This is a genomic window from uncultured Amaricoccus sp. (genome assembly GCF_937858865.1).
Lineage (GTDB): Bacteria > Pseudomonadota > Alphaproteobacteria > Rhodobacterales > Rhodobacteraceae > Amaricoccus.
In genome coordinates this window covers 1-24,824 of the sequence record NZ_CALLYO010000571.1, presented here as the reverse complement: position 1 = coordinate 24,824, position 24,824 = coordinate 1, and the positions used below count along the sequence as shown (strand labels likewise).

28 protein-coding genes are annotated in these 24,824 nt (G+C 72.0%); 22 read left to right on the top strand and 6 right to left on the bottom strand.

Annotation, left to right across the window (positions count from 1 at the left end):
• A partial coding sequence (locus tag Q0112_RS16985) for a hypothetical protein (RefSeq protein WP_297977188.1) occupies positions 1-205 on the bottom strand: 205 nt, incomplete at its 3' end.
• Between Q0112_RS16985 and Q0112_RS16980 the strand changes: the two genes are divergently transcribed.
• Complete coding sequence (locus tag Q0112_RS16980; RefSeq protein ID WP_297977187.1) at positions 195-1,175, top strand: zinc-dependent alcohol dehydrogenase family protein; 981 nt, start codon at positions 195-197, stop codon at positions 1,173-1,175. The genes Q0112_RS16985 and Q0112_RS16980 overlap by 11 nt on opposite strands.
• Positions 1,176-1,179: 4 nt before the next feature.
• Here Q0112_RS16980 and Q0112_RS16975 read toward each other — a convergent pair whose 3' ends face one another.
• Both Q0112_RS16975 and Q0112_RS16970 read right to left on the bottom strand, forming a co-directional pair.
• Entirely contained in the window at positions 1,180-1,371 is a 192-nt protein-coding gene (locus Q0112_RS16975) for a DUF6494 family protein (protein ID WP_297977185.1), read from the bottom strand.
• A 43-nt stretch (positions 1,372-1,414) separates the two neighbouring features.
• Positions 1,415-1,594: a hypothetical protein gene (locus Q0112_RS16970; RefSeq protein ID WP_297977183.1), complete on the bottom strand. Its 180-nt coding sequence runs from the start codon at positions 1,592-1,594 to the stop codon at positions 1,415-1,417.
• A 263-nt stretch (positions 1,595-1,857) separates the two neighbouring features.
• On the opposite strand from Q0112_RS16970, the gene Q0112_RS16965 reads away from it, so the two are divergent.
• From Q0112_RS16965 to Q0112_RS16875, 19 genes are all read left to right on the top strand, one after another.
• Positions 1,858-4,572 carry a LuxR C-terminal-related transcriptional regulator gene (locus Q0112_RS16965; protein ID WP_297977182.1) on the top strand — a complete coding sequence of 905 codons (2,715 nt, stop codon included), beginning with the start codon at positions 1,858-1,860 and terminating at the stop codon, positions 4,570-4,572.
• 131 nt (positions 4,573-4,703) lie between these two features.
• Positions 4,704-5,627 carry a TauD/TfdA family dioxygenase gene (locus Q0112_RS16960; RefSeq protein WP_297977180.1) on the top strand — a complete coding sequence of 308 codons (924 nt, stop codon included), beginning with the start codon at positions 4,704-4,706 and terminating at the stop codon, positions 5,625-5,627.
• A 48-nt stretch (positions 5,628-5,675) separates the two neighbouring features.
• Positions 5,676-6,734 carry a 3-keto-5-aminohexanoate cleavage protein gene (locus Q0112_RS16955; protein WP_297977178.1) on the top strand — a complete coding sequence of 353 codons (1,059 nt, stop codon included), beginning with the start codon at positions 5,676-5,678 and terminating at the stop codon, positions 6,732-6,734.
• A 7-nt stretch (positions 6,735-6,741) separates the two neighbouring features.
• Positions 6,742-7,314, top strand: coding sequence for an alpha/beta hydrolase (locus Q0112_RS16950; protein ID WP_297977176.1), 573 nt, complete (start codon positions 6,742-6,744; stop codon positions 7,312-7,314).
• Positions 7,315-7,341: 27 nt separating this feature from the next.
• Positions 7,342-8,313, top strand: a complete 972-nt coding sequence (locus tag Q0112_RS16945) for a quinone oxidoreductase (protein ID WP_297977175.1) — start codon at positions 7,342-7,344, stop codon at positions 8,311-8,313.
• Positions 8,314-8,326: 13 nt separating this feature from the next.
• Positions 8,327-9,280 (top strand): AMP-binding protein, encoded by a 954-nt coding sequence (locus tag Q0112_RS16940; RefSeq protein ID WP_297977173.1) that lies wholly within the window; start codon positions 8,327-8,329, stop codon positions 9,278-9,280.
• A 55-nt stretch (positions 9,281-9,335) separates the two neighbouring features.
• Entirely contained in the window at positions 9,336-9,626 is a 291-nt protein-coding gene (locus tag Q0112_RS16935) for a bacterioferritin-associated ferredoxin (RefSeq protein WP_297977171.1), read from the top strand.
• Positions 9,627-9,670: 44 nt separating this feature from the next.
• A complete protein-coding gene (locus Q0112_RS16930; protein WP_297977169.1) occupies positions 9,671-10,591 on the top strand; it encodes a TauD/TfdA family dioxygenase in 921 nt (306 codons plus the stop codon).
• 191 nt (positions 10,592-10,782) lie between these two features.
• Entirely contained in the window at positions 10,783-10,962 is a 180-nt protein-coding gene (locus tag Q0112_RS16925; protein ID WP_297977167.1) for a hypothetical protein, read from the top strand.
• A 141-nt stretch (positions 10,963-11,103) separates the two neighbouring features.
• A complete protein-coding gene (locus Q0112_RS16920; RefSeq protein ID WP_297977166.1) occupies positions 11,104-12,489 on the top strand; it encodes an MFS transporter in 1,386 nt (461 codons plus the stop codon).
• Between the two features lie 247 nt (positions 12,490-12,736).
• The gene (locus Q0112_RS16915) at positions 12,737-13,012 is read left to right on the top strand and encodes a (2Fe-2S)-binding protein (RefSeq protein ID WP_297977165.1); all 276 of its coding nucleotides are present in this window, start codon (positions 12,737-12,739) and stop codon (positions 13,010-13,012) included.
• Positions 13,013-13,303: 291 nt separating this feature from the next.
• On the top strand, positions 13,304-14,362 hold the full coding sequence (locus Q0112_RS16910; protein WP_297977164.1) for a putative sulfate exporter family transporter: 1,059 nt from the start codon (positions 13,304-13,306) through the stop codon (positions 14,360-14,362).
• Between the two features lie 37 nt (positions 14,363-14,399).
• A complete protein-coding gene (locus Q0112_RS16905) occupies positions 14,400-15,506 on the top strand; it encodes an OmpP1/FadL family transporter (RefSeq protein WP_297977162.1) in 1,107 nt (368 codons plus the stop codon).
• Between the two features lie 33 nt (positions 15,507-15,539).
• On the top strand, positions 15,540-15,917 hold the full coding sequence (locus Q0112_RS16900) for a phasin family protein (RefSeq protein WP_297977160.1): 378 nt from the start codon (positions 15,540-15,542) through the stop codon (positions 15,915-15,917).
• 65 nt (positions 15,918-15,982) lie between these two features.
• Positions 15,983-17,605, top strand: coding sequence for an AMP-binding protein (locus Q0112_RS16895; protein ID WP_297977158.1), 1,623 nt, complete (start codon positions 15,983-15,985; stop codon positions 17,603-17,605).
• Positions 17,606-17,615: 10 nt separating this feature from the next.
• Positions 17,616-18,083, top strand: a complete 468-nt coding sequence (locus Q0112_RS16890) for a MaoC family dehydratase (protein WP_297977157.1) — start codon at positions 17,616-17,618, stop codon at positions 18,081-18,083.
• A 21-nt stretch (positions 18,084-18,104) separates the two neighbouring features.
• Entirely contained in the window at positions 18,105-19,739 is a 1,635-nt protein-coding gene (locus Q0112_RS16885) for an alpha/beta fold hydrolase (RefSeq protein ID WP_297977156.1), read from the top strand.
• A 16-nt stretch (positions 19,740-19,755) separates the two neighbouring features.
• Entirely contained in the window at positions 19,756-20,610 is an 855-nt protein-coding gene (gene phaZ, locus Q0112_RS16880; RefSeq protein WP_297977155.1) for a poly(3-hydroxyalkanoate) depolymerase, read from the top strand.
• A gap of 17 nt (positions 20,611-20,627) precedes the next feature.
• A complete protein-coding gene (locus Q0112_RS16875; RefSeq protein ID WP_297977154.1) occupies positions 20,628-22,388 on the top strand; it encodes an acyl-CoA dehydrogenase in 1,761 nt (586 codons plus the stop codon).
• A 120-nt stretch (positions 22,389-22,508) separates the two neighbouring features.
• Here Q0112_RS16875 and Q0112_RS16870 read toward each other — a convergent pair whose 3' ends face one another.
• Together Q0112_RS16870 and Q0112_RS16865 are read right to left on the bottom strand one after the other, a co-directional pair.
• Positions 22,509-22,961 (bottom strand): lytic transglycosylase domain-containing protein, encoded by a 453-nt coding sequence (locus tag Q0112_RS16870; protein ID WP_297977153.1) that lies wholly within the window; start codon positions 22,959-22,961, stop codon positions 22,509-22,511.
• 13 nt (positions 22,962-22,974) lie between these two features.
• Positions 22,975-23,475, bottom strand: a complete 501-nt coding sequence (locus Q0112_RS16865; protein ID WP_297977152.1) for a hypothetical protein — start codon at positions 23,473-23,475, stop codon at positions 22,975-22,977.
• Positions 23,476-23,726: 251 nt separating this feature from the next.
• On the opposite strand from Q0112_RS16865, the gene yecR reads away from it, so the two are divergent.
• A complete protein-coding gene (gene yecR, locus Q0112_RS16860) occupies positions 23,727-24,035 on the top strand; it encodes a YecR family lipoprotein (RefSeq protein WP_297977151.1) in 309 nt (102 codons plus the stop codon).
• 3 nt (positions 24,036-24,038) lie between these two features.
• On the opposite strand, the gene Q0112_RS16855 is transcribed toward yecR, so the two are convergent.
• Positions 24,039-24,557 (bottom strand): hypothetical protein, encoded by a 519-nt coding sequence (locus Q0112_RS16855; RefSeq protein WP_297977150.1) that lies wholly within the window; start codon positions 24,555-24,557, stop codon positions 24,039-24,041.
• A 78-nt stretch (positions 24,558-24,635) separates the two neighbouring features.
• Here Q0112_RS16855 and Q0112_RS16850 point away from each other — a divergent pair.
• Positions 24,636-24,824: hypothetical protein (locus Q0112_RS16850; protein WP_297977149.1), on the top strand; the 189-nt coding region annotated here is incomplete at its 3' end.

Genomic DNA, 24,824 nt, shown 5'->3' with positions numbered 1-24,824 from the left:
CAGGCTCATCCAGGGGTTCTTCACCGCCCGATCCTCCATTCCCGACAAGAATAGTCGCAATACGCTTTCCAGCCGCTTTCCATACGCCTTCCATACCGCCCATTTCCCCGCCGTTCCAATCCCTTGCGACCCGCCATTCCCGAATCCGGCGAAAACGCCGTATCATGCCCCATCCAGCAGGCGCGGAGGGCGAGATGCGGGCCATGGCGACCACCCACCCCGGCCGGGTCGACCCGGTCGAGCGAGCGGTCCCCGAGCCCGGCCCCGGCGAGGTCCTGGTCAGGGTCGCCGCCTGCGGCGTCTGCCGCACCGACCTGCACGTCGTCGACCGCGAGCTCCCCGGCGTCCCGCCCGGCATCGTCCCCGGCCACGAGATTGTCGGCCGCGTCGCCGCCACCGGACGGGGCGTCAAGGGCCTCGCGGAGGGCCTGCGTATCGGCATCCCCTGGCTCGGCCACACCTGCGGAACCTGCCGTTACTGCCTGAACGGGCAGGAGAATCTCTGCGACGCCCCCGGCTTCACCGGCTACACCCGCGACGGCGGCTATGCCGAGTACGCCACGGCCGACGCCCGCTACTGCTTCCCGATCCCCGACGGCTACACCGACGCCGAGGCCGCCCCCCTGCTCTGCGCCGGCCTCATCGGCCACCGCAGCCTCGTCATGGCCGGCGCGGCGGAGGCCCTCGGCATCTACGGCTTCGGCGCCGCCGCCCACATCGTCGCCCAGGTCGCCCGGTCCCAGGGCCGGCGCGTGCACGCCTTCACCCGCCCCGGCGACACCGCCGCCCAGGCCTTCGCCCTGAGCCTCGGCGCCGCCTGGGCCGGCGGCTCCGACGAGGTCCCGCCCGAGCCGCTCGACGCCGCCATCCTCTTCGCCCCGGTCGGCGCCCTCGTCCCCGCCGCCCTCGCCGCCACCCGCAAGGGCGGCACCGTCGTCTGCGGCGGCATCCACATGAGCGACATCCCCGCCTTCCCCTACCGCCTGCTCTGGGAGGAGCGTGTCCTGCGCTCGGTCGCGAACCTCACCCGCCGGGACGCGGTCGACTTCCTCGCCCTCGCCCCGACCGTCCCGGTCCGCTGCGCGGTCGAGACCTTCCCGCTCGCCGCGGCGAACGAGGCGCTCGACCGCCTGCGCGCGGGGCGCCTGACCGGCGCCGCCGTGCTGCTGCCCTGACCGGCTACCCGAGGTCGATCTCGCCCTCGACCACATGCTCCATGCCGTGCCCCTCGATCGTCAGCACGGTGCGGACCTTCAGCCGCCCCGAGGTGTCGCCATGCTCGCGGACGTGCCGCTCGATCGCCTGCTGCGAGGTCACGCCCACCTGCTTCAGGTACTTGCGCGTCGACATGTTGAACTTCTCGTCGTCCATCTCCGTCTCCTCCAACCCACGCGAACCCGGCTCGGCCGGGGGCTCACTTGCCCCGCTTCGGCGCCGGCTTGCGCCGCGGCCGCGCCGGCTTGGCCATCTCGCGGGCGAGCGCCCGCTGCTGCCGCCGCGCCTCGGCCAGCCACAGGCCCCGCGCGGTGCCCGCCGCCCGGTTGGCCGCCCGGTTCGCCGCACTGAGCCAGAGGCTCATCCAGGGGTTCTTCATCGTCGCCGCCCTCCTCGCCACCCGCGAAACAACCCCCAGGCTAGCCCGGCCGGCCCGGCACCGCAAACCGCCGGCCGGCCCGAACGGGCCGCTTCGGCGCCATCGAAAAGCCCTGGCGGCGGCCGCCCGGTCCCGGAGGCGCCGACCCGTTCGACGTGGCCGTGGAGGAGCGGGCCACATCACGCTGGAATGCCGGCCGGAGATCGGCGATCCTGTCGCCGACGGCGAGATATCCCATCCGAAGGCGCGTCGGTTCAAACACGATGGAGACCACCCAACTCGCGGAGGTCGGGAGCCCGTCAGGCGAGACGGCGCCGGCGGAACTTCTGCTCAGGGCGACGCCGCCCAGAATCCAGCGCGACCTGTTGAGCCGGCCGCGGCTCGCGCTCGGTTCGGGCCGTTTCCGCGACGCTCACGCGATCGTGATCCAGGCGCCGCCGGGCTACGGCAAGACCTCGCTTCTCGCGCAGTGGCGCCGCGAGGCGCTCGGCAACGGCGCGATCGTCCTCTGGCTGACGGCGAGCCCCGGCGACGATCCGGGCCGGCTCCTGCGGAGCCTGGTCGTGGCCTTCCGCGGCGCCGCCTGCCGACCCACGTTCGGCCAGGCGCTGCTGGCTTCGCCGCCGGCGGACCCGCTGGAGGGCATTACGGAATGGCTCGCTGAGATCACGCAGTCGGCGCTCGACATCGTGCTCGTGCTCGACGAGGCCAACCGCCTGTCGCCCGCCACCTTCGAGGCGCTCGCCTACCTGCTGCGAAACCTGCCGCCGAACGTGCGGGTCCTGATCGGGATGCAGGGCGCGACTCCGGCGGGGCTCGACGATCTCGTCGCCTACGGGGACTGCGCGACCGTCGGCGCCTCGGACCTGCGCTTCGAGGTCGACGAAGCGATCGCGCTGGTCCGGCAGCGGTTCGGCGCGGATTTCGACCCCGGCATCGCGGTCCGGCTGCACGAGATGGCCGACGGCTGGCCCCTCGGCCTCCAGATGGTCGTCGCGGTGATGGCCGCCGATCGCGACCCGCGCGCCGCGGCGCAGTCGCTGCTGCGGCAGAAGGGCGAGTTGCACCAGCGGTTCTCGAGCCTGCTCCTGGCCAATCTCGACCCCGCCGATCGCGCCTTCCTGGAGCGCGTGTCGATCGTCGACGGCTTCAGCCCGGCGCTGGCGGCCACAGTTGCCGGCGCCCCGGACGCCGCCGAGCGCCTTCGGCGCATCGCGTGCACGACGCCGGTCCTCGTGGCCGGCGAGCAGAGCGACTGGGTGCGGCTGCATGCCCTCGCGCGCGACGCGCTGAAGAAGCGGTTCGGCGAGCTCGCGCCCGAGGAGCAGGCGGCCGTCCACGCCCGGGCCGCCGAGTGGCTGTCGGCCAACGGGCTTCCCGCCATCGCGGCGCGGCATGCCTTGGCGGCGGGGCGGCAGGACTGGGCCTGCGAGCTGGCGGAGCGGAGCCTCTACGACTCGGTGATGGCGCACGGGCGCCTCGACGACGTCCAGGAATGGTTCAGCATCATCCCGAGCACCGAGTCGGACTGCCGGCCGCGGCTGCTGCTCGCCGCCGCCTGGTCGCTCGCCATCAGCGAGCGGCACGAGGCGGCGGAGCGGCTGGTGGCGCGCGTGCTGGCGCGCGACGACATCGACGACGAGATCCGCTGCGAGTGCGCGCTGGTCCGCGCCGGGGCGGCGGTCTTCGCCGACGATCCCGACCGGTTCGCGGCGCTGCACGATCCCTGGGCCGTCGATCCGCCGCTGACCGACCCCTGGCTGCTGCGGATCCACGCCAACCGCTCGGCCTTCCGGGCGCTGATCGACGGCGAGCCCGCGCTGGCGCGCCTGCGGCAGCAGCGCGCGCCGAGAGGCGATCCCGACGCCCCGCCTCCGGCCTACCTCGCCGGATGGAGCGACCTCATCGTCGGCCTCACCTACCTGTGGGAGGGGCAGATCCTGCTCGCCGAGCGCATCCTGCGGCCGGCGCTGCTGCAGGCGGATGCCGATCTCGGCCGGCGCAGCTCCTTCTCCTGCATGCTGGCGGCGCTGCTCGCGGCGGCGCTCTGGGTTCGCGGCGCGCCGCGCGAGGCGGAGCTGACGCTCGCGAACCGGCTCGACGTGCTCGAGCGGAGCGCCCTGCCCGATGCGGTCATCCTCGCCTTCCGGACGCTCGCCCTCATCGCGGAGGAGACGAGCGAGGCGCGGGCGCTCGAGGTGCTCGAGGGGCTCTACGCGGTCGGCGAGCTCCGCGGCCTGCCGCGGCTCCGCATCTCCAGCCTCTCCGAGCAGGTGATGCTGCACGCACGGCACTACCGGGTGGAGAGCTGCCGCGCGCTGGTGGCGCGCATCGACGCGCTCGTCGCCGCCGAGGCTCCGCTGCGCGGGCCGCGCTGGCTCGAGAGCGTCGAGATCTACCGCGACGTGGCGCACGGCTGCGCCGCCATCGCGGCGCGGGACTGGAAGGGGGCCCGCGCGCCGTTCGAGCGCGCGAATGCCGCGGCCAGGGCGGCGAAGCGGCAGCGCCTCAACGTCGAGACGCTGGGGTTTCGCGCGCTCGTCCTGCACAACGCCGGCGAGGACGCGAGCGAGCTGGCGCAGGAGGCGGTCGAGCTCGCAAACGTCTACGGCCTGGCGCGGGTGTTCGAGGCCGCCCATCCCGCGCTCGGCGACCGGATCGGACGCATCGCGGCGCGCGCCGCCGACGCGGCCGGAATCGCGCCGGAGCCGCGCAATGCGCCGCCGGCGGCCGCGGCGTCGACCCGGGACGACCTCGACCTCGTCGCCCACTCGTCCGCGCTGACGCCGAAGGAGCGCGAGGTGCTCGTGCTGCTCGCCCGAAGCCTGTCGAACAAGGAAATCGGCCTGACGATGAACATCCACGAGGATACCGTCAAATGGCACGTGAAGAACCTTTTCGCGAAGCTGAGCGCGGGAACCCGCAAGCAGGTGGTCTCGCGGGCGCGACTCATGGGCATCCTGGCGCCGGCCGGCTGACCTCCCCGGGGCGCATCCCCCCCTTCGAGGGGGGGGACCGCCGCCGCGGCGACTCGCTACAACCTCCACGCCAGCCGGCTGACGGGGCGATGAATGCCAGCGGGTCGAGACCGGCGGCAGGAGGAGAAAAGATGACTTCAGTTACCGAGGCACCCTCGAAGCCGGGCGCACCCGCCCAGGTCTCCGGCACCGCACGGCTCTCGGCAATCAAGGTCGAGCCGCTGACCTGCACGATCGGCGCCGAGATCCTGAACGTGAACATCGGCGAGGCCCGGCACGACGCCGACGTCATGGCCGAGCTCCGGGCGCTGCTGCTCGAGCACAAGGTGATCTTCTTCCGCGACCAGGACATCAGCCGCGCCGACCACGTCGCCTTCGCCCGCTATTTCGGCGAGCTCGAGGATCACCCGGTCGCCGGCAGCGACCCGGAGAACCCGGGCCTGGTGCGGATCTACAAGTCGCCCGACTCGCCGAACGACCGCTACGAGAACGCCTGGCACAGCGACGCCACCTGGCGCGAGCGGCCGCCCTTCGGCTGCGTGCTGCGCTGCGTCGAATGCCCCGAGGTCGGCGGCGACACGATGTGGGTCAACATGGCCGCGGCCTACGATCGGCTGCCGGAGCATGTGAAGACCCAGATCGACGGCCTGCGCGCCCGCCACAGCATCGAGGCGACCTTCGGGGCGGCGATGCCGATCGAGAAGCGCCTCGCGCTCAAGGCCCAGTACCCGGACCCCGAGCACCCCGTCGTCCGCACCCACCCCGAGACCGGGGAGAAGGTGCTCTTCGTCAACGCCTTCACCACCCACTTCACCAACTTCCACACGCCGGCCAACGTGCGCTTCGGGCAGGACTATTCCCCGGGCGCCAGCGAGCTCCTCAACTATCTCGTCAGCCAGGCCTTCGTGCCCGAGTTCCAGGTGCGCTGGCGGTGGAAGCCGAACAGCGTCGCCTTCTGGGACAACCGGTCCACGCAGCACTATGCGGTGATGGACTATCCGCCCTGCCACCGGAAGATGGAGCGGGCGGGCATCGTCGGCGACGTGCCCTACTGATTGGCCTAACCCTCCACCTGCAAAACCAGACACCGAAAGGAAAAGACCATGAATTTCATGGATGGCGCGAACTTCCCTGAGAACCAGGAGAAACTGGTGATCACCGCGGCGCCCTACGGCCCGGAGTGGGGACCCGAGGACTTCCCCGAGGACATCCCGCTCAGCATGGACGAGCACGTCCAGAAGGCGGTCGACTGCTACAACGCCGGCGCGACGGTGCTGCACCTGCACGTCCGCGAACTCGACGGCAAGGGCTCGAAGCGGCTGTCGATGTTCAACGAGGCGCTGGCCCGCATCCGCGACGCGGTGCCGGACATGATCCTGCAGGTGGGCGGCTCGATCTCCTTCGCCCCCGAGGGCGACGGCGCCGAGGCGAAGTGGCTGTCGGACGACACCCGGCACATGCTCGCCGAGCTGACCCCGACCCCGGACCAGGTGACGATCGCGATCAACACCAACCAGATGAACATCGTCGAGCAGATGAACGAGGCCGACATCCGCGGCACCACGCTCGCCGACCCGGCGCTTTACCAGGCCTACCGCGAGATGACGGTTCCGGCCGGGCCGGAGTGGGTCGAGGAGCACATCCGTCGCCTGTCGGAGAAGGGTATCCAGACCCACTTCCAGCTCGCCAACATCACCCAGCTCGAGACCGTCGAGCGGATGATGCGCCGCGGCGTCTGCAACGTGCCGCTGATCCTGACCTGGGTCGCGATCGGTGGCGGCTTCGACGCGCCGAACATCTACAACCTCGCGAACTTCGTCCGGGGCACGCCGGACGGCGCGGTGCTGACCCTCGAATCGTCGATGCTGAACGTGCTGCCGATGAACATGATGGCGATGGCGATGGGCCTGCACGTCCGCGTCGGCATCGAGGACAACATCTGGAACCAGCGCCGCACCGCGAAGTTCGGCACCGTCAGCCAGATCGAGCAGATCGTGAAGATCGCCGACGAGTTCGGCCGCGACATCGCGAACGGCAAGGAGGCGCGCCGCATCTACCGGATCGGCGAGTTCTACAAGTCGGCCGACGAGACGCTGGCCCGCAACGGCTTCGCGCCGAACCGCCAGCCCGGCCAGCGCGGCCTGCTGCACGCGGCCGAGTGAGGCAGGGATGTCCGGGGCAACCGTCCTGATCGTCCCGGGCCTTCGCGACCACGTCGCCGAGCACTGGCAGACAGTGCTCGGCGCGCGGCTGCCCAGGGTCCGCGCCGTGCCGCCGATGGGCCGCGACGACCTCGACTGCGCGGCCCGCTGCGCCGCCATCGAGCGGGAGGCGCAGGCGGTCGAGGGACCGCTCGTCGTCGTCGCGCACAGCGGCGGCGTGGTGATGGTCGCGCACTGGGCGCAGCACACCCGCCGTCCCGTCCTCGGCGCGCTCCTCGCCACCCCGCCGGACTTCGAGCGGCCGATGCCGGAGGGCTATCCGACCATCGCCGCGCTCGAGGCCGGCGGCTGGCTGCCGGTCCCGCGCCGGCCGCTGCCCTTCCCGAGCATCGTCGCGGCCAGCCGCAACGACCCGCTCGGGGACTTCGACCGCGTCGCCGCCCTCGCCGGCGACTGGGGTTCCCGCCTCGTCGACCTCGGCGCGGTCGGCCACCTCAACCCCGCCTCGGGCTTCGGCGAATGGCCGATGGCCGAGGGCCTGATCTTGCAACTCGAAGCCGGAGACGCCACGGTCGCCTGACCGCCCGGCCCCCAAGGGAGGAAAGCCATGTCCTACGCCATTCGCATCCACGAGATCGGCGGCCCCGAAGTTCTCCGGCTGGAGCAGGTCGAGGTCGGCGAGCCCGGGCCGGGAGAGGCGCGGGTCCGGCACACCTATGTCGCGGTCAACTTCATCGACGTCTATTTCCGCACCGGCCGCTATCCGATGCCGCTGCCGAACGGCCTCGGCTCCGACGCCGTCGGCGTCGTCGAGGCGGTCGGCCCCGGCGTCACCGACATCCGCCCGGGCGACCGGGTCGGCTATCTCCTCGGGCCGCAGGGGGCCTATTCCGACGTCCGCGTGATGCCGGCCGACGTGCTGATCCCGATCCCCGACGGGGTCCGCGACAGCACCGCCGCAACGCTGATGATGAAGGGCATGACCGCCCAGTACCTGTTCCGCCAGGTCCGGCCGCTCGAGGCCGGCGAGACGATCCTCTACCACGCGGCCGCCGGCGGCGTCGGGCTGATCGCCTGCCAGCTCGCCCGCGCGCTCGGCGTCACCATGATCGGCACCGTCAGCACCGACGAGAAGGCCGAGGTCGCCCGCGCCAACGGCTGCGCCCACGTCATCGTCACCTCGCGCGAGGACATCGCCAAGCGGGTGCGCGAGATCACCGACGGCAAGGGCGTGCCGGTCGTCTACGACTCGGTCGGCAAGGACACGCTGATGGCCTCGCTCGACAGCCTGCAGCCGCGCGGCGTGCTCGTCAGCAACGGCACCTCGTCGGGGCCGGTCGTCATCGACACGACGCTGCTCGCGATGAAGGGCTCGATCTGGCTGACCCGCCCGGCGATGATCCACTACGCCACGCCCCGGTCGCACATGCTCGACATGGCGCGGGAGGTCTTCGACTGGGTGCTCGCCGGCAAGATCGCGAGCGAGCCGAGCCAGACCTTCGCCCTCGCCGACGCGGCCGAAGCGCACCGGGCGCTCGAGTCGCGCCGCACGGTCGGGGCGACGGTCCTCCAACCCTGACAGGAGATCCAACATGAACGCGCTGGTGCAAGACAGGCAAAACCCGGGGGGCGACGTCGTCTCCCGCCGGGTGGAAGGCGACCTGCATCGCGCAACGCTGGCCGAGCTGGCGGCACGGGCGCGGCGGGTGGCCGGCGCGTTCGCCACCGCCGGCCTGTCCCGGGATGACGCCGTGGCGACGCTGGCCTGGAACGGCCACCGCCACCTCGAGCTCGCCGCCGCGGCCGACGCCGCCGGGCTGCGCTTCGTGCCGCTCGATCCGCGCGGGCACCCGGACGAGATCGTCCGGGCCGCCGACGCGGCCGGGGCACGCGCGCTCTTCTTCGACCTCACCTTCATGCCGCTCGTCGAGGAGATCGGCCCGCGGCTCGCCTCGGTGCGGACCTTCATCGCGATGACCGACCGCGCCGACATGCCGGGGCCGGGAGCGATCCCGAACCTGCTCTGCTACGAGGATCTGGTCGCCTGCCGGCGCGAGGCGGCCGACCCGATCACGGAGACCCCGAGCTTCATCTCTGCCGCCGCCCCGGAGGCCGACCTGCGGCGGGAGGACATCGTCCTCGCCGCCGTTCCGCTGTTCCACCGCGACGGCCGCGACCTCGTCCATGCGGCGCTCGCGGTCGGCGCGCGGCTGGTCCTTCCCGGCCCCTGGCTCGACGGACGCTCGCTGCACCGGCTCGTCGACCGCGAAGGCGTCACCGTCATCGCCGCCCGCCCGCTGATCTGGCAGGGACTGCTCGCGCACCTGGAGCGCGAGGGTGCCGGCCTGCCGAGCGTGCGCCGTGCCATCGTCGACGGCGAATCCAGCCTTCCCAACGTCCGGCCGCGCGCGCTGGGCGATGGCCCGGACGCCCCCACCCCCCACCCTCCGGCCGCGCCCCCCCTCGGAAGGGGGGGCGCGCGAGGCACCGCTCCCCGGGTAGCCTCGCGAAGAAGCCACGGAAGACACAGGGGAACAGCGAAATGACCTCCGCCAACACGAACACCAGCCTCGCGGCGGTCATCGCTGCCGGTGTGCGGCAATGATCGTCTGTTCGTGCACCGGCGTGAGCGACCGCGACATCCGCGACGCCATCGCCTGGATGCGGGCCTCGGACCCGCTCACCCTCATCACGCCGGGAAAGATCTACCGCGCGCTCGGCAAGCAGGCGGACTGCGGCGGATGCATCCGGCTGTTCGTGGCGCAGATGCGCAGCAACGACCAACTCGACGTCCCGGCCGAGCTGCGCGGATTGCGCCGGCCGACACGTGCGGCGAGCCGACCCGCTTCGTCGCCGATGCCCGCCGCCTCGGCCGCGTCCGCCGCCGCCTGAACGCCCCTGCCTACCCCGCCCCCCTCATGCATGGAGATGCAATCATGACCCAGGATACCCTCGCCGCCGGCCTTTCCGCCCCCGCCGTCAGGCGGCGCGGCGGGCGGAGCGGCTCGATCAAGGTCGAGCCGCTCACCTGCGCCATCGGCGCCGAGCTCGTCGACCTCGACCTCGGCGAAGCGGCGCACGACGCGGATCTCTTCGCCGAGATCCACGCGCTGCTGCTCAAGCACAAGGTCCTGTTCCTGAACGACCAGGACTTCACCCGCGCCGAGCACGTCGCCTTCGCCCGCCGCTTCGGGCCGCTCGAGGACCATCCGGTCGTCGGCAGCGACCCCGACCACCCGGGCCTCGTCCTGATCCACAAGGGCCCCGAGTCGCGGGCCGAGCAGTACGAGAACGCCTACCATTGTGACACGACCTGGCGGGAATGCCCGCAGTTCGGCGCGGTGCTGCGCTGCACCGAGGCGCCGGCGGTCGGCGGCGACATGATCTGGGTCAACATGGCGCTCGCCTACGAGCGGCTGCCGGAGCATGTGAAGGCGCAGATCGACGGCCTGCGCGCCCGCCACAGCATCGAGGCGACCTTCGGGGCGGCGATGCCGATCGAGAAGCGCCTCGCGCTCAAGGCCCAGTACCCGGACCCCGAGCACCCCGTCGTCCGCACCCACCCCGAGACCGGGGAGAAGGTGCTCTTCGTCAACGCCTTCACCACCCACTTCACCAACTTCCACACGCCGGCCAACGTCCGCTTCGGGCAGGACTTCGCGCCGGGGGCAAGCCAGCTGCTGAACTACCTCGTCAGCCAGGCCTACGTTCCCGAGTACCAGGTGCGCTGGCGGCTGCGGAAGAACAGCGTCGCGATCTGGGACAACCGCGCGACCCAGCACTACGCCGTGCAGGACTTCTGGCCGGCGGTGCGCAACCTCGAGCGCGCCGGGATCATCGGCGACCGGCCGGTCTGAGCCGGCCCCGGTCGACCCGCTTCGCGACGCGCCGCGGCGCCCCGGCAGTCCCGGCCGAGCGCGCCGAGCTTCGCGGAGCCCCACCCCCCTTCTCCCCCCCTTCGGGTGGGGGGACGGGCGACGGGGCGGCTCTCTAGGATCGGGGCACAGACGCCGAAGAGCGACACGAGCGACACGACGGAGGAAACGCCATGACACTCGCGATCACCGCCGCCCCGATCCTGCTTCCGCCCTGCGCGCGCCTGGCGGCGGTCTGCGCAGCGATCGAAGGCAAGGAAGTGACCTGCCCGGTCGCAATGCAGCGCGCCTGCCCGACGCTCGCCGCGATCCGCCGCATGGCGGGCCCGGCCGAGGGGCGCCCCGACACCTGAACCGCCGGCGCCCGTCCGGGCCGCCCGCGCGGCCCGTCTCCCGACTTCCAACCTCACTGCCGAACGTCCGCGGCGGGTGCCGGAGCGCACTCCGGCGCGCCGCCGGCTTGTCGACACACCGCATTCGTAGGAAACTCTGACATGAACCGAACCGACACGACCTCTCCCACGTTCACGCCCCCCGGACGGGCCTGGTACGCCGTCGGCGTGCTGCTCCTCGCCTACATCTTCTCGATCATGGACCGGCAGATCCTGACCCTGCTGGTCGGGCCGATCCAGAAGTCGCTCGGCGTCAACGACACGATGATGGGCCTCCTGCACGGCTTCACCTTCGCGGCCTTCTACGCGATCATGGGCCTGCCGATCTCGCGCCTGATCGACCGCGGCAACCGCCGGGTCATCATTGCGGTCGGCATCGCGCTCTGGAGCCTGGCCACCGCCGCCAGCGGCCTGGCGACCGACTTCTGGCACCTGCTCGTGGCGCGCACCGGCGTCGCCGTCGGCGAGGCGGTGCTGATCCCCGGCGCGGTGTCGCTGCTCGCCGACGTCTTCTCGGCCGACAAGCGCGGCCGCGCCATGGGCGTCTTCGGCGCCGGCGGCCCGCTGGGTGCCGGCATCGGCCTGCTCGCCGGCGGCCTGCTGCTCGGGGTGTTCACGGCTTCCCCGGCCGTGCTGCCGGTGCTGGGCGAGCTCCTGCCCCGGCAGGCGACCTTCGTCGCGGTCGGCCTGCCCGGCGTGTTCATCGCGCTGCTGATGCTGGCCGTGCCGGAACCGCGCCTGGCCGGCGCCGCCCGCGGCACCCCGACGCAGGGCGTGCCGGTCGCGGAGACCGTCGCCTACCTCAAGGCCCACCGCACATGCTTCACCGCGGCCTTGCTCGGCGTCGGCTTCTACACCCTGACCATCTATGCCTGGGCCGGCTGGACCCCGACCTACTTCGTCCGCGAGCTCGGCTGGACCTATCCGCAGATCGGCAAGGCGCTCGGCGTCATCATCACGATCGCCGGCCCGGTCGGCGTGCTCACCGCCACCGGCCTCGCCGACTTCTGGCGGCGCAAGGGGATAGCGCATGCGAACCTGCGCGTCGGTGCGCTCTGCTGCGCCGGCATGGCGATCACCAGCACCGGGATGGTGTACGCCGGGAACCCCGTGCTCACGATCGTCTTCCTGACCCTGGCGGCGTCCTTCTCCTTCTCGCTGCTCGGCGTCGGTCCCTCGATCATCCAGGACACCGCGCCCGCGCCGATGCGGGGACAGGTTGCCGCGCTCTATACCGGCACCCTGAACATCATCGGCGCCGGCTTCGGCCCGGTGGCGGTCGGACTGCTCACCGACTACGTGCTGCGCGACCCGTCGAAGGTCGGCCTCGCCATCGTCATCACCTGCGTGACCGCCGGGACGATTGGCGTGCTGATTTTCCGCAGCGGCTTCGCGACCTACGCCACGACCCGCGCCGCGGCGGCCGAATGGCGCGAGAAGACGCTCGTCCCGGCGCCCGCCCCGACCGGAGTCGCGCCGGCGCACTGACCGGACCGAATCTCGAGACCGCGGCCCGTCCTCCCCGAAGGCGGGCCGCGCGCATTCCTCTCCCCGCGGCTGGAAACGGAGGCCACCCTCCACGGGTGGCCGGACGCGGGGAAGCCCTCCGTCGCTATCTCCGACCGATCCGCCACGGGCGCCACAATCAAGGAAGCGCTGTGAGCACGGCGAAAAGCACGGCTCGGCGCTCCAGTCGCTGGCACCCGCTTGCCACATAGACCGAGAGGCCTCACCGATGATCATCTGCTTCTGCTCTGGCGTTACCGACAGCGACATCAGCGAGGCCATCGCCGCGATTCGAACGTCCGACCCACGCGCCGTCATCACGCCGGGCAAGGTCTACCGCGCACTCGGCAAGGCGCCCCGGTGCGGCGGATGCGTCCGGGAGTTCGTGGACCACATGCGCTCCGACGAGCAGTTTGCCGTTCCGGCCGAGCTGCGCGGGCTGCGGCCACCGACGCCGGCCGTGGAGCCGGAAGCGGCCGAGCCACCCCTCCGCCCGGCGGTCTAGATTCCCTACCGGAATGCAGGGCGCGGCCCACCGGGCCGGGCTGGCCGAGACGCACCCGTAACCGCTCTGAAGCCGGCACCGGGCGCCGAAGTGCGTCTGGTGCCGTTTCCTCTTGATGGGCACCAACGAGCTGGCCGTCGGCGCCCTGGACGAAGCTTCGACCCCCCGTCTTCGTTTCCCCCCCTTGCGAGGGGAGCCCCCCCTACGGGTGGGGGGACGGGCAACCACCCCCGCCGCTATCCCGAAGCCCATAGACGCCAAGTGGCGCATCAGCTGGAGGAAACACCGATCATGGCCAACACTTCGCTTGCGCTCGAGGCAGCACCCGCCGTCGACGCCGGGCCGGACACGCCGGCCCCTTCCGGCCTCATCGGCCGCGCGGTATGGATCTGCAAGACGTCCTACCGCGGCGTGCTGCTCGCCCTCGCCGTCGCCGCCGCCGCGCGCTTCTTCGCCGACCACTACAGCGCGCCGGCGATGCTCTTCGCGCTGCTCTTCGGCATCGCCTTCAACTTCCTCTCCACCGACGAGCGCTGCGCCCCCGGCATCGAGTTCGCCTCGAAGACGCTGCTGCGCACCGGCGTCGCCCTGCTCGGCTTCCGCCTCAGCCTGTCGGAGATCGCCTCGCTCGGCGCCGGCTCGGTCGTCGCGGTCGCAGGCCTCCTCGTCGCGACGATCGCCTTCGGCATCCTCTTCGCGCCGCTCGTCGGCCGGCACTGGCGCTTCGGACTGCTGACCGGCGGCGCGGTGGCGATCTGCGGCGCCTCGGCCGCGCTCGCCATCTCGGCGGTGCTGCCGCGGCGGACCGAGCTCGAGAAGGACACGCTCTTCACCGTGATGGCGGTCACCACGCTCTCGACCATCGCGATGATCACCTACCCGATCGTGACCGCGCTCCTCGGCTTCGACGACGCCCAGACCGGCTTCCTGATCGGCGCGACGATCCACGACGTCGCCCAGGTCGTCGGCGCGGGCTACGCGGTCAGCGACGTCGCCGGCAACCTCGCCACCCTCGTCAAGCTCGAGCGCGTCGCGATGCTGCCGATCGTCCTCCTCGCGATCACGCTCGTCATCGGCAAGGGCGAGGGCAAGCGCGTAGGGCTGCCGCTCTTCCTCATCGGCTTCGTGGTCTGCGTGCTGCTGAACAGCACCGGCCTCGTCCCCGCCGTGGTGCAGAGCAACGCCTCGACCCTTTCGACGTGGCTGCTGACCGTGGCGATCGCCGCCCTCGGCATCCGCACCTCGCTCAAGGCGATGGTCGACCTCGGCCCCCGCCACCTGATCCTGGTCGTCGCCGAAACCCTCTTCCTCCTCGGCGCGGCAATCGCCGTCGTCCACTTCGCCCTCTGATCGCGGCCACCAAGCCCCTCAACCTCAGGAAACCACAATGAGAACCGCACTCCTCGCCTCGACGTGCCTGCTCGCCGCACCCCTGGCCGTCCAGGCCGGCGGTCTCGAAAAATCCGGCCAGCCCGTGACGCTGCTCTTCGAGAAAGGCGACGTCGTCCAGCTCGAACTCGCCTACGGCATCCCCACCGTCACCGGCGTCGACTCCTTCGGAACCCGGAGCGACGACTCCGCCGAGGACTTCCTGCGCTACGGCGGCGGCATCAAGAAGGACCTCAACGACAAGTGGTCGGTGGCCTTCATCATCGACGAGCCCTACGGCGCCGACCTGGCCTACGCCCCGTCCAACTTCGCCTTCGGCGGCACGTTCGCCGACTTCCACTCGGTGGAGGGCACCGTGCTGGCCCGGTACAAGCTGAACAAGAACTTCAGCGTCTACGGCGGGCCGCGGGTCGCGCGCTTCGGCGGCGACGCCGCGACGGTGGGCGCGGCCTACGGGCCGCTGTCGGGCTACAGCTTCCAGGGCGACGACGACTGGGGGCTCGGCTATGTCATCGGCGCGGCCTACACGATCCCGGAGAAGGCGCTGCTCATCGCGCTGACCTACGGGTCCGCGATCGACTTCAGCCTCGACTCGACCGAGACCTTCCCCGATGCCGTCGGCGGCATGGTCTTCGACGGCGAGACCGACATCGAGATGCCGCGGTCGGTCAACCTCGACTTCCAGACCGGCATCGCGCCGAAGACCCTGCTGTTCGGGTCGGCCCGGTGGACGAACTACGAGGGCTGGCAGGTGCGGGCCCCCGGGCTCGCCGAGAATTTCGACGCGATCCTCGCCTCGAAGGACTATAACATCTGGACCTACAAGCTCGGCGTCGGCAGGCAGCTGACCGAACACTGGAGCGGCGCGGTGCAGGCACTCTACGAGCCGAGCATCAACAAGACGCTCGGGCCGCTCAACCCGACCGACGGTGCCTTCGGCCTCGGTGTCGGCGGGAGCTACACCACCGACAAGGGCATCAAGATCGCCGGCGGCGTTGAGTATCGCTGGCTCGGCGACTCCGACATCAAGGGGCCCTTCGCCAGCGCCGAGTTCTCCGACAACTACGCGCTCGGCGTCGGCCTCACGATCACCGCGCCGTTCTGACGGCAACCGCCCCACACACCCATGGAGAAGCGAATGACCACGACCATCGACACGATCGACGCCGACGGCACGGCCGAGCGCACCCGCCTCGAGCGGACCCGCGAGATCGCCGCCGGCATCGGCGGCGCCGTCCAGGCGGGCGGCAAGGCCTATGTCGCCGGCCTGTTCGAGCTCGGCCGCACGCTCGGCGAGATCGGCGGGGAGACGCTGCGCGAAACGGGCGAGCACCTGCGCACCTCGATCCGGGCCGGCTCCCTGCGCGAGCTCGCCGAGCTGCAGGCCGCCTACGCCCAGAACCGCCTCGAGATGTCGGCGACCCACGCCAAGGAGTTCGTCGATATCGCCCGCTACCGCACCGAGGAGGTGGTCGCGCCGATCGCGGACCTCCTCCGGCGCGACAAGGCCGAATGAGACACCTGGCCCCGCCGCGCGGGCGGGGCCGCAACCAGCAGCTGACCCTGAACCGGGAGGAAGACATGAACAAGCCCATCCACGGCGCCAGCATTCCGGCGCAGATCGACGCCGACGCCTATCCGTCCGTCGTCGCTCTCTTCGACAAGGCCGTTGCCGCCTTCGGCGACCAGCCGGCCTTCGAGTGCTTCGGCCGCACGATGACATACGCCGAGATCGACGCCGCGGCGACCGCGGTCGCCGCCTGGCTGCAGACCCGGCTCGGGGTCCGGCGGGGCGACCGCATCGCGCTGATGTGCCCGAACGTCTTCGCCTTCCCGATCGCCATGCTCGGCATCGTCCGGGCCGGCGCGGCGCAGGTGAACGTCAACCCGCTCTACACGCCGCGCGAGCTTGCGCATCAGCTGAACGACGCCGGCGCCAAGACGATCATCATCTTCGGCGGCTCGACGCCCACGCTCGCGGAGATCATCGACGAGACGCCGGTCACGACCGCGATCACCGTCGACCTCGGCGACGGCATCGGCCTGCCGATCCCCTCGCCGGCCGTCGACGGCCGCCTCGCCGACACGGTGCGCTTCGCCGACGTCCTCGCCGAGGGCCGCGACCTGCCGTTCGAGCCGGTGGCGCTCGAGGGCACCGACATCCTCTTCTTCCAGTATACCGGCGGCACCACCGGCCTCTCCAAGGGTGCGGTGCTCTCCCACCGCAACCTCGTCGCCAACACCGAGCAGTTCAAGGCGTTCCTGCCCGAGGCGACAGAGCCCGGCCGCGAGGCCCTGGTCCTCGCCCTGCCGCTCTACCACATCTTCGGGCTGATGATGATGCTCGCCTACGCCAGCGTCGGGGCGCGCAGCATCCTGATCCCGAACCCGCGCGACATGGACGGCTTCATCGACGCGATCAAGGACGCGAAATTCTCGGTGCTGCCGGCGGTCAACACCCTGTTCCAGGGGCTGAGCGCGCATCCCCGCTTCGGCGAGATCGACCTCTCCAACTACAAGATCGCCATCGGCGGCGGCTCCGCCGTGATCCCGGCGACCTCCGAGAAGTGGAAGGCGCTGACCGGCCACCACATCAAGGAGGGCTACGGCCTCTCCGAGACCTCGCCGATCCTCTGCCTGAACCCGATCGCCGGGGCTGAGTTCTCCGGCGCCTGCGGGCTGCCGCTGCCCTCGACCGACATCGCGCTCCTCGACGACGAGGGCCGCCCGGTCGCCGAGGGCGAGGCCGGCGAGATCTGCGCCCGCGGGCCGCAGGTGATGCAGGGCTACTGGAACAACGAGCAGGCCAACGCCGCCGCCTTCACCGACTACGGCTACTTCCGCACCGGCGACATCGGCGTCTTCACCGAGGACGGCTTCGTCAAGATCGTCGACCGCAAGAAGGACATGATCCTGGTCTCGGGCTTCAACGTCTATCCGAACGAGGTCGAGGCGACCGTCACCGCCTGCGCGGGGATCGCCGAATGCGCCTGCATCGGCGTCCCCGACGAGAAGAGCGGCGAGGCGGTGCGCGTCTACGCCGTGAAGACGCCGGGCGCGACCGTCAGCGAGGCGGACGTGATCGCGCACTGCCGCAAGGAGCTCGCCGGCTACAAGGTGCCGAAGCAGATCGTCTTCATCGACGCGCTGCCGAAGTCCAACGTCGGCAAGATCCTGCGGCGCGAACTGCGCACCCAGGCCTGAGGAGGGAGAGATGCCCGCACCCGCAGGCTACAGCACCGCGACGCTTCGCGACTTCGTCGGCCACGACTTCGGGGCCTCGGCCCCGGTCACGGTCGGCCAGCCGCGGATCGACGGCTTCGCCGAGGTGACCGGCGACCACCAGTGGATCCACGTCGACGTCGAGCGCGCCCGCGCCGAGAGCCCGTTCGGCGGGCCGGTCGCGCACGGTTTCCTCACGCTGTCGCTGATGGCGGCGGCGATCACCGAGGCGGGCATCGTGCCCGCCGACGCCAAGGGGGTCATCAACTACGGCCTCGACAAGGTCCGCTTCCTCGCGCCGGTCCCGGCCGGCGCGGCGGTCGCCTGCGGCTTCCGCCTCGCCGAGGTCGAGGACAAGGGCGCCGGCCGGCAGCTCCTCCGCCTCGAGGCGGCGGCGCGGGTCGCGGGCGCCGACAAGCCGGCGGTGGTGGGCGAGGTGCTCGCCCTCGTCGTCGGATAACGGAAAAGAAGGAGAGGAAACATGTCCGCCAAACGCGTGGAGAATGCCGCCGACCTGGCGCTGTCGATGGTCGGTCTGGCCGCCAGCGCCCTCGCCCGGCCGCAGACCGCCGTCGCGCACGCGCTGCGTGCCAGCCAGCAGACGCTCGAAAGCCTGACCGGCCGCGGCACCCTCCAGCCGGCCAAGGGCGACAAGCGCTTCCGCGACCCGGTCTGGACGTCGAACCCCGGCTACAACGCCCTGATGCAGTCCTACCTCGCATGGTCGAACGCGGTCTCCGGCTGGGTCGACGGCCTCGACGTCACGGCGCGCGACAAGCTGCGGGTGCGGATCGCGACCGACCTCGTCACCGACGCGCTGGCGCCGACCAACGCGCTCCTCACCAACCCGGCGGCGATGAAGGTGACGCTCGAGCAGGGCGGCCGCAACCTCGTCGTCGGGATGCGGCAGTTCCTGAGCGACATGACCGCGAACGGCGGCCTGCCGTCGATGGTCGACAAGTCGAAGTTCGAGGTCGGCAGCGACCTCGCGCTCACCCCCGGCCGCGTCGTCTACGCCGAGGACCATCTCGAGCTGATCCAGTACGCGCCCACGACGGCCGAGGTGCGCGCGCGCCCGGTGTTCATCGTGCCGCCGCAGATCAACAAGTTCTACATCTGGGACCTCGCCCCCGGCCGCTCGATCGTCGAGGCGCTCGTCGCCGAGGGCCACCAGGTCTTCATCGTCAGCTGGAAGAACCCGACCGAGTCCGAGGCGCACTGGACCCTCGAGAGCTACGTCGAGGCGCTCGACCGCGCGACCGCGGTCGCCTGCGACATCTCCGGATCGCCCGACCTCAACCTCGTCGGCGCCTGCTCGGGCGGCATCACCGCGGCACTCCTCGCCGCGCTCTGGGGCGCGCGGGGCGTCGAGCGGGCGGGGTCGCTGTCGCTCTTCGTCGCGATCCTCGACGTCTCGGGCGCGCAGGACACCTCCATGGGCCTCTTCGCCAGCTTCGAGACGCTCGAGCTCGCGCGGATGCTCTCGCGCTCCAAGGGCGTGCTCGCCGGCAAGGACCTCGAGCGCGCCTTCGCCTGGCTGCGGCCGAACGACCTGATCTGGTCCTACTGGGTCAACAACTACCTGATCGGCGAGGCGCCGCCGGCCTTTGACCTCCTCTACTGGAACGCCGACACCACGAACCTGCCCGCGGCGCTGCATTCCGACATGCTGCAGCTGATCGAGACCGGCGGCGTCACCGGCGAGGGCGGCCCGACCATCTGCGGCCACGCGCTCAGCCTGAAGGACATCCGCTGCGACGCCTACCTGATGGGCGGCGAGACCGACCACATCACGCCCTGGGACGGCTGCTACCTGACCCGTGCCGGGCTCGGCGGCTCTTCGACCTTCGTGCTCAGCCAGTCCGGCCACGTCCAGTCGCTGATCAACCCGCCCGGCAACCCGAAGGCGCGCTTCCTGAGCAACGACGGCGAGCATGCGACGCCCGACGCCTTCCTCGCCGGCGCCGAGACCCACGCCGGGAGCTGGTGGCCGCACTGGCACCGCTGGCTCGACGCCCGCGGCGGCGACCGGATCGCCGCGCCGAAGGCCGTCGGCTCGCGCCGGCACCGACCATCGGCCGACGCGCCCGGCACCTACGTCCGCGCAGCGGCCTGACGGGGAGGACGCCGAGGTGGACCAGAAGACCGATATCCGCACCCTGCGCATCGCCGGACAGGACGTCCGCGTCGCCATCCACGGGGCGGAGTCCGCCTCGCGCACGCTCCTCGTCTTCAACGGGATCGGCGCGAGCCTCGAGACGGTGGCGCCGTTCGCGACGCACTTCCGCGACACCCGCGTCGTCACCTTCGACGTCCCCGGGGTCGGCGGCTCGCCGACCCCGGCGCTGCCCTACCGCTTCGCCTGGCTCACCCGCCTGGCCGCGCGGCTGCTCGACGCGCTCGGCATCGGGGAGGTCGACGTCTTCGGCGTCTCCTGGGGCGGCGCGCTGGCCCAGCAGTTCGCCCACGACTTCCCCGCGCGCTGCCGCTCGCTGACGCTGGCCGCCACCTGCGCCGGCTTCGTCATGGTGCCCGGCAGCCCGCGGGTGCTGAAGCAGCTCGCGACGCCGCGCCGCTACGCCGACCCCGCGCACCTGCTCACGGTCGGTCCCGACCTCTACGGCGGCCTGCTGCGCTACGACCGGGCGCTCCTCGCCGAGCACGCCCAGGCGATGCTCGCCACCAGCCGCCGCGGCTATCTCTACCAGCTGCTCGCCAGCGCCGGCTGGACGAGCTGGCTCTGGCTGCCGCGCCTCACGCTGCCGGTCCTGATCCTGATGGGCGACGACGACCCGATCGTGCCGGTGGCGAACGGCCGCATCCTCGCCAATCGCCTGCCCGACGCCCGCCTCGAGATCGTCGCCTGCGGCCATCTCTTCATCCTGACCGATCCGGCGGGCACTGCCGCCCGGATCGAGCGTTTCCTCGCCGGCGACGACCGTCCGGCCCCCGCACCCGCTCGCCCCGGCGAGCTCGTTCACCCCTGACCCGACGAGGCCAATCCATGTCAGCCTATACCGCCCCCATCGACGACGTCGCCTTCCTGCTGACGCGCGTCTTCGACTTCGACCAGATCATGGCCGAACTTCCCGGCTATGACGAGGTGAACGCCGAGCTTGCCGTCACCGTGCTCGAGGAAGCCGGCAAGTTCGCGAGCGACGTGCTCGAGCCGCTGAACCGCCCCGCCGACGAGGAGGGCTGCCGGCTCGTCGACGGCGACGTCGTGACGGCCAAGGGCATGGCCGACGCCTACCGCGCCTTCGCCGAGGCCGGCTGGTGCAGCCTCTCCGGCGATCCCGAGTACGGCGGCCAGGGCCTGCCGCGGGTGCTCCAGATCCTCCTCGACGAGATCCTCTGCTCGGCCAACCTCTCGTTCAGCCTGTTCCCGGGCCTGAGCCGCGGCGCCGTCGAGGCGATCGAGCGGCACGCCAGCCCCGAGCTCAAGGCCGCCTACCTGCCGAAGATGGTCTCCGGCGAGTGGACCGGCGCGATGGCGCTGACCGAGGCCTCGGCCGGAACCGACCTCGGCCTGCTCTCCACCCGCGCCGTCCCGAACGGCGACGGCAGCTTCGCGATCACCGGCACCAAGATCTTCATCTCCTCGGGCGACCACGACTTCGGCGGCAACGTCATCCACCTCGTGCTCGCCCGCCTGCCCGACGCGCCGAAGGGCGTGAAGGGCATCAGCCTCTTCCTCTGCCCGAAGTTCCTGCCCGACGCCGACGGCGGCCTCGGCGCGCGCAACCCGATGTCGGTCGGCGCGCTCGAGCACAAGATGGGCATCCACGCCCAGCCGACCTGCGTGATGAACTACGACGGCGCCACCGGCTGGCTGGTCGGCGAGCCCGGGCGCGGCCTCAACGCCATGTTCACCATGATGAACGCCGAGCGGCTGATGGTCGGCGTCCAGGGCCTCGGCGTCGCCGAGATCGCCAGCCAGAAGGCGGTCGCCTATGCGCAGGACCGGCTCCAGGGCGCCGGCGCGGACGGCACCCCCGGACCGGTTCCGATCATCGCCCACCCGGACGTGCGCCGGATGCTCCTCTCGGGGCGCGCCTACATCGAGGCCGCCCGGGCGCTCGCGGTCTGGACGGCGCTCCGCATGGACGTCGCCGCCCGCCACCCCAACCCGGAGATCCACCGCGAGGCCGACGCGATGGTCGCGCTGCTGACCCCGGTCATCAAGGCCGCCTTCACCGACTTCGGCTTCGAGACCGCGGTCGCCTCGCAGCAGGTCTTCGGCGGGCACGGCTACATCCGCGAATGGGGCATGGAGCAGTATGTCCGCGACGCCCGCATCGCCCAGATCTACGAGGGCACCAACGGCGTCCAGGCGATGGACCTCGTCACCCGCAAGCTCGGCCTCGACGGCGGCGCCCTGGTCAGGCGGTTCTTCACCCTCGTGCGGACCGAGGTCGACGCGGCGGCGCCGGCCGCCGGCGCCGCGCTCGCCGCGCCGGTCATCGAGGCGCTCGACCTGCTCGAAGCCGCGACCGACCGCCTCGCCGGCGCCACCCCGGCGGAAGCCGGCGCCGCCGCCACCGACTACCTGCGGCTGTTCGCGCTCGTCGCCTTCGGCTGGATGTGGGTCCGCATGGCGGCGGCCTCCGCCGCCTCGGGCGACGCGGCGACGCGGGCCGAGGCCGGCAAGCCCGCGCTCGCGCGCTTCTACGTCGACCGCCTCCTGCCGCAGACGCGGGCGCTCGCCGAGGCGCTCCGCTCCGACCCGAGCACGGTGCTCGCGCCCGACTTCGCGTTCGCGTAGCGGAGCGCCGACCTCGAAGCGTCCCCGGGAAGCGTCCCCGGGAAGCGTCCCCGGGTCCCGCCGCCTGGCGCGGGCCCGGGGACACCGCGGGCGGCAGGCCCCCGCGCCCAGGCGCGCGGCCTACCTCAGCCCCGTCTCCTCGAGCAGCCCCTTGCGCTTGGCCTCGTAGTAATAGCCCTTGGCGTACCAGCCGACCGCCTCGTCCTGGTCGCCGTCGGCGACCAGCCAGGCCCCGCGCAGGTACTTCACCCCGTAGCGGAGGTTCGTCTCCGGATCGAGCAGCCCGGTCGGCCCGCCGCGGTAGCCCATGGTCGCCGCCGTCTGCGGCAGGATCTGCATCAGCCCGTAGTAGGGGCCGTTGCGCGCCTCCGGCACGTGCCGGCTCTCGCGGATGACAACCCGCTGCACCAGGCTGACCGGCACCCCGTAGGCGGCGGAATATTCCTCGATCAGCGCCCGCAGCTCCGGCGTCTCGTTGGGATAGAGCGCCCGGCTCGCCGCCGGCGCCTCCCTCTCCGGGCTCCCGGCGCAGGCCGCGAGCGCGAGAAGGGCGGGAAGAAGCAGCACACGCATCGCCATCCCTCCCTCAGCGCAGCGACACGGCGAGGTCGGGATAGTGCAGCGGCCCGGTCCTCTGGAAGCCCCACCACCAGCCGCCGCCCCACCAGATCCGCTGCGGCGCCGAGGGCCGCCCCTCCTCCGGCCAGCTGAAGGCCGGCTCGACCCCCGCCTGCCCCCTGAGCGTGCCCTTCTCGCAGGTGGCGACCAGCGCCGGCGCGTCCGGCCCGAGATCGGGCAGCGCCAGGCGCACCGGCGTGAGCACGGTGGCGCTGAAGTAGGGCGCCCCCTCCACCCGGCAGGTCGCCCCCGTCACCTCGTCCCAGCCGTCCACCTCGGTGCCGGGTACGAAGGTCCTGACCGCGAGCGTCCGCAGCGGCCCGCGCGTCGGCGGCACCACCATCTCCGGCGCCGAGCGCATCGTCACGACCGGCAGCCCGGCCCCGCCGCCCTCCATCGCCCGCCAGTCGTAGGCCTGCCCGCCGCAGCCCGCGAGCCCGAGCGCCAGCGCGATCCACATCGCCCGCATCCTGTCCCTCCAGGTTCTTCTTGCCTGCCGGCCGATCAAGCGCCCCTCGCGCCGCCGAATCAAGCCCGTTGAAGCGCCGCGGCGCCCCGCAGGTCGCTACACCGGGAGAAGGACGCGACGCAAGCCATTGACAATCCCGACAAACCAGCGTCACTCAACCCGCACTCGACCATGCCGCCTCCGCCGCCGGCGTTAACCCCTTGGTAACGCTCTCGTTGACCGGAACGGCCCCCGCGGCGCACGCTCCCGCCATGCGCCCGGTCCTCATCCTGCTCCTCCTGGCGGCCTGCGGCGGCACCCCGCCCGGGGTGAAGCCGGTGCCGGCCGGCCACAGCCGCGCCGACGGCATCGTGACCATGGCCTCGACCGGCACCATCTACAATCCGGTCTCCGCCGACTGGCGCGAGGCCGAGGCCCGCGCCTCGCGCCAGTGCCGCGGCTGGGGCCACCCCGGCGGCAGCCGCTTCAGCGGCTGGCAGGAGGCCTGCCGCGTCTACGACCTGCACGGCCGCTGCACCGGCGCCACCACCACCCGCTTCTACAGCTGCACCGACGGCTGAGCCTCAGCCGAGCACGATCCGCAGCTCGGGATAGCGCACCACCGGCACGCCGCCGGCCGCGCCGACCCCGCCGCCGCCCCACCAGCCGAAGCCGACGCCGACGCCCGAACTCGTGCCGGTGCCGACCGAGACCCCGCCCGCCGGCCAGCCGCCGAGCCCGCCCTGCCAGGCCGCCTGCGGCGCCGCGACGGCGCTGCCCGTCGCCGTGCCCGAGCGGCAGGTCACCGTCACCGGCGGCGCGCTCTCCCCGAAGTCGGGCAGGAGGACCCGGGCCGGGCTCGCGAACTCGGCACGGAAATAGGCCGACTCGGCCACGCAGGCCGCCCCCGCGACCTCCTGCCCGCCCGCCGACCCTGCCGGCCCCGCCAGCGTGCGCACCACGAGCTGCGTCTCTCCCCGCGCCAGCGGCGCGGCGACATTCGCCTTCCGCTCCGCCTGGACCGTTCCGACCCCCGGCGGCGCCACCCCGGGTGCCACGCACCCGGCCAGCGCCACCGCCGCCACCAGCGTCAATGCCCGCACCTTCCCCTCCGCGATCGCGCCCTTAAGCCATCCTCAACCATCTAGCGCCCTCGATGTTCCGATGCAAAGAGGTGCCCCATGCCGCGAACCGCCCTCCTCCTCGCCGCGGCGCTCGCCGTCCTGCCCGCCGTTTTGCCCGTCGCCCTGCCCGTTCAGGCCGCGGACCTCGTCTCGAGCCGCCTCGTCGAGCGCGGCGACGCCGAGCGGGTGAAGGACGCGGCCGGCGCGCCGGCGGCATCGGGCGCAGCGCAGGCGGTGCAGGCCGCG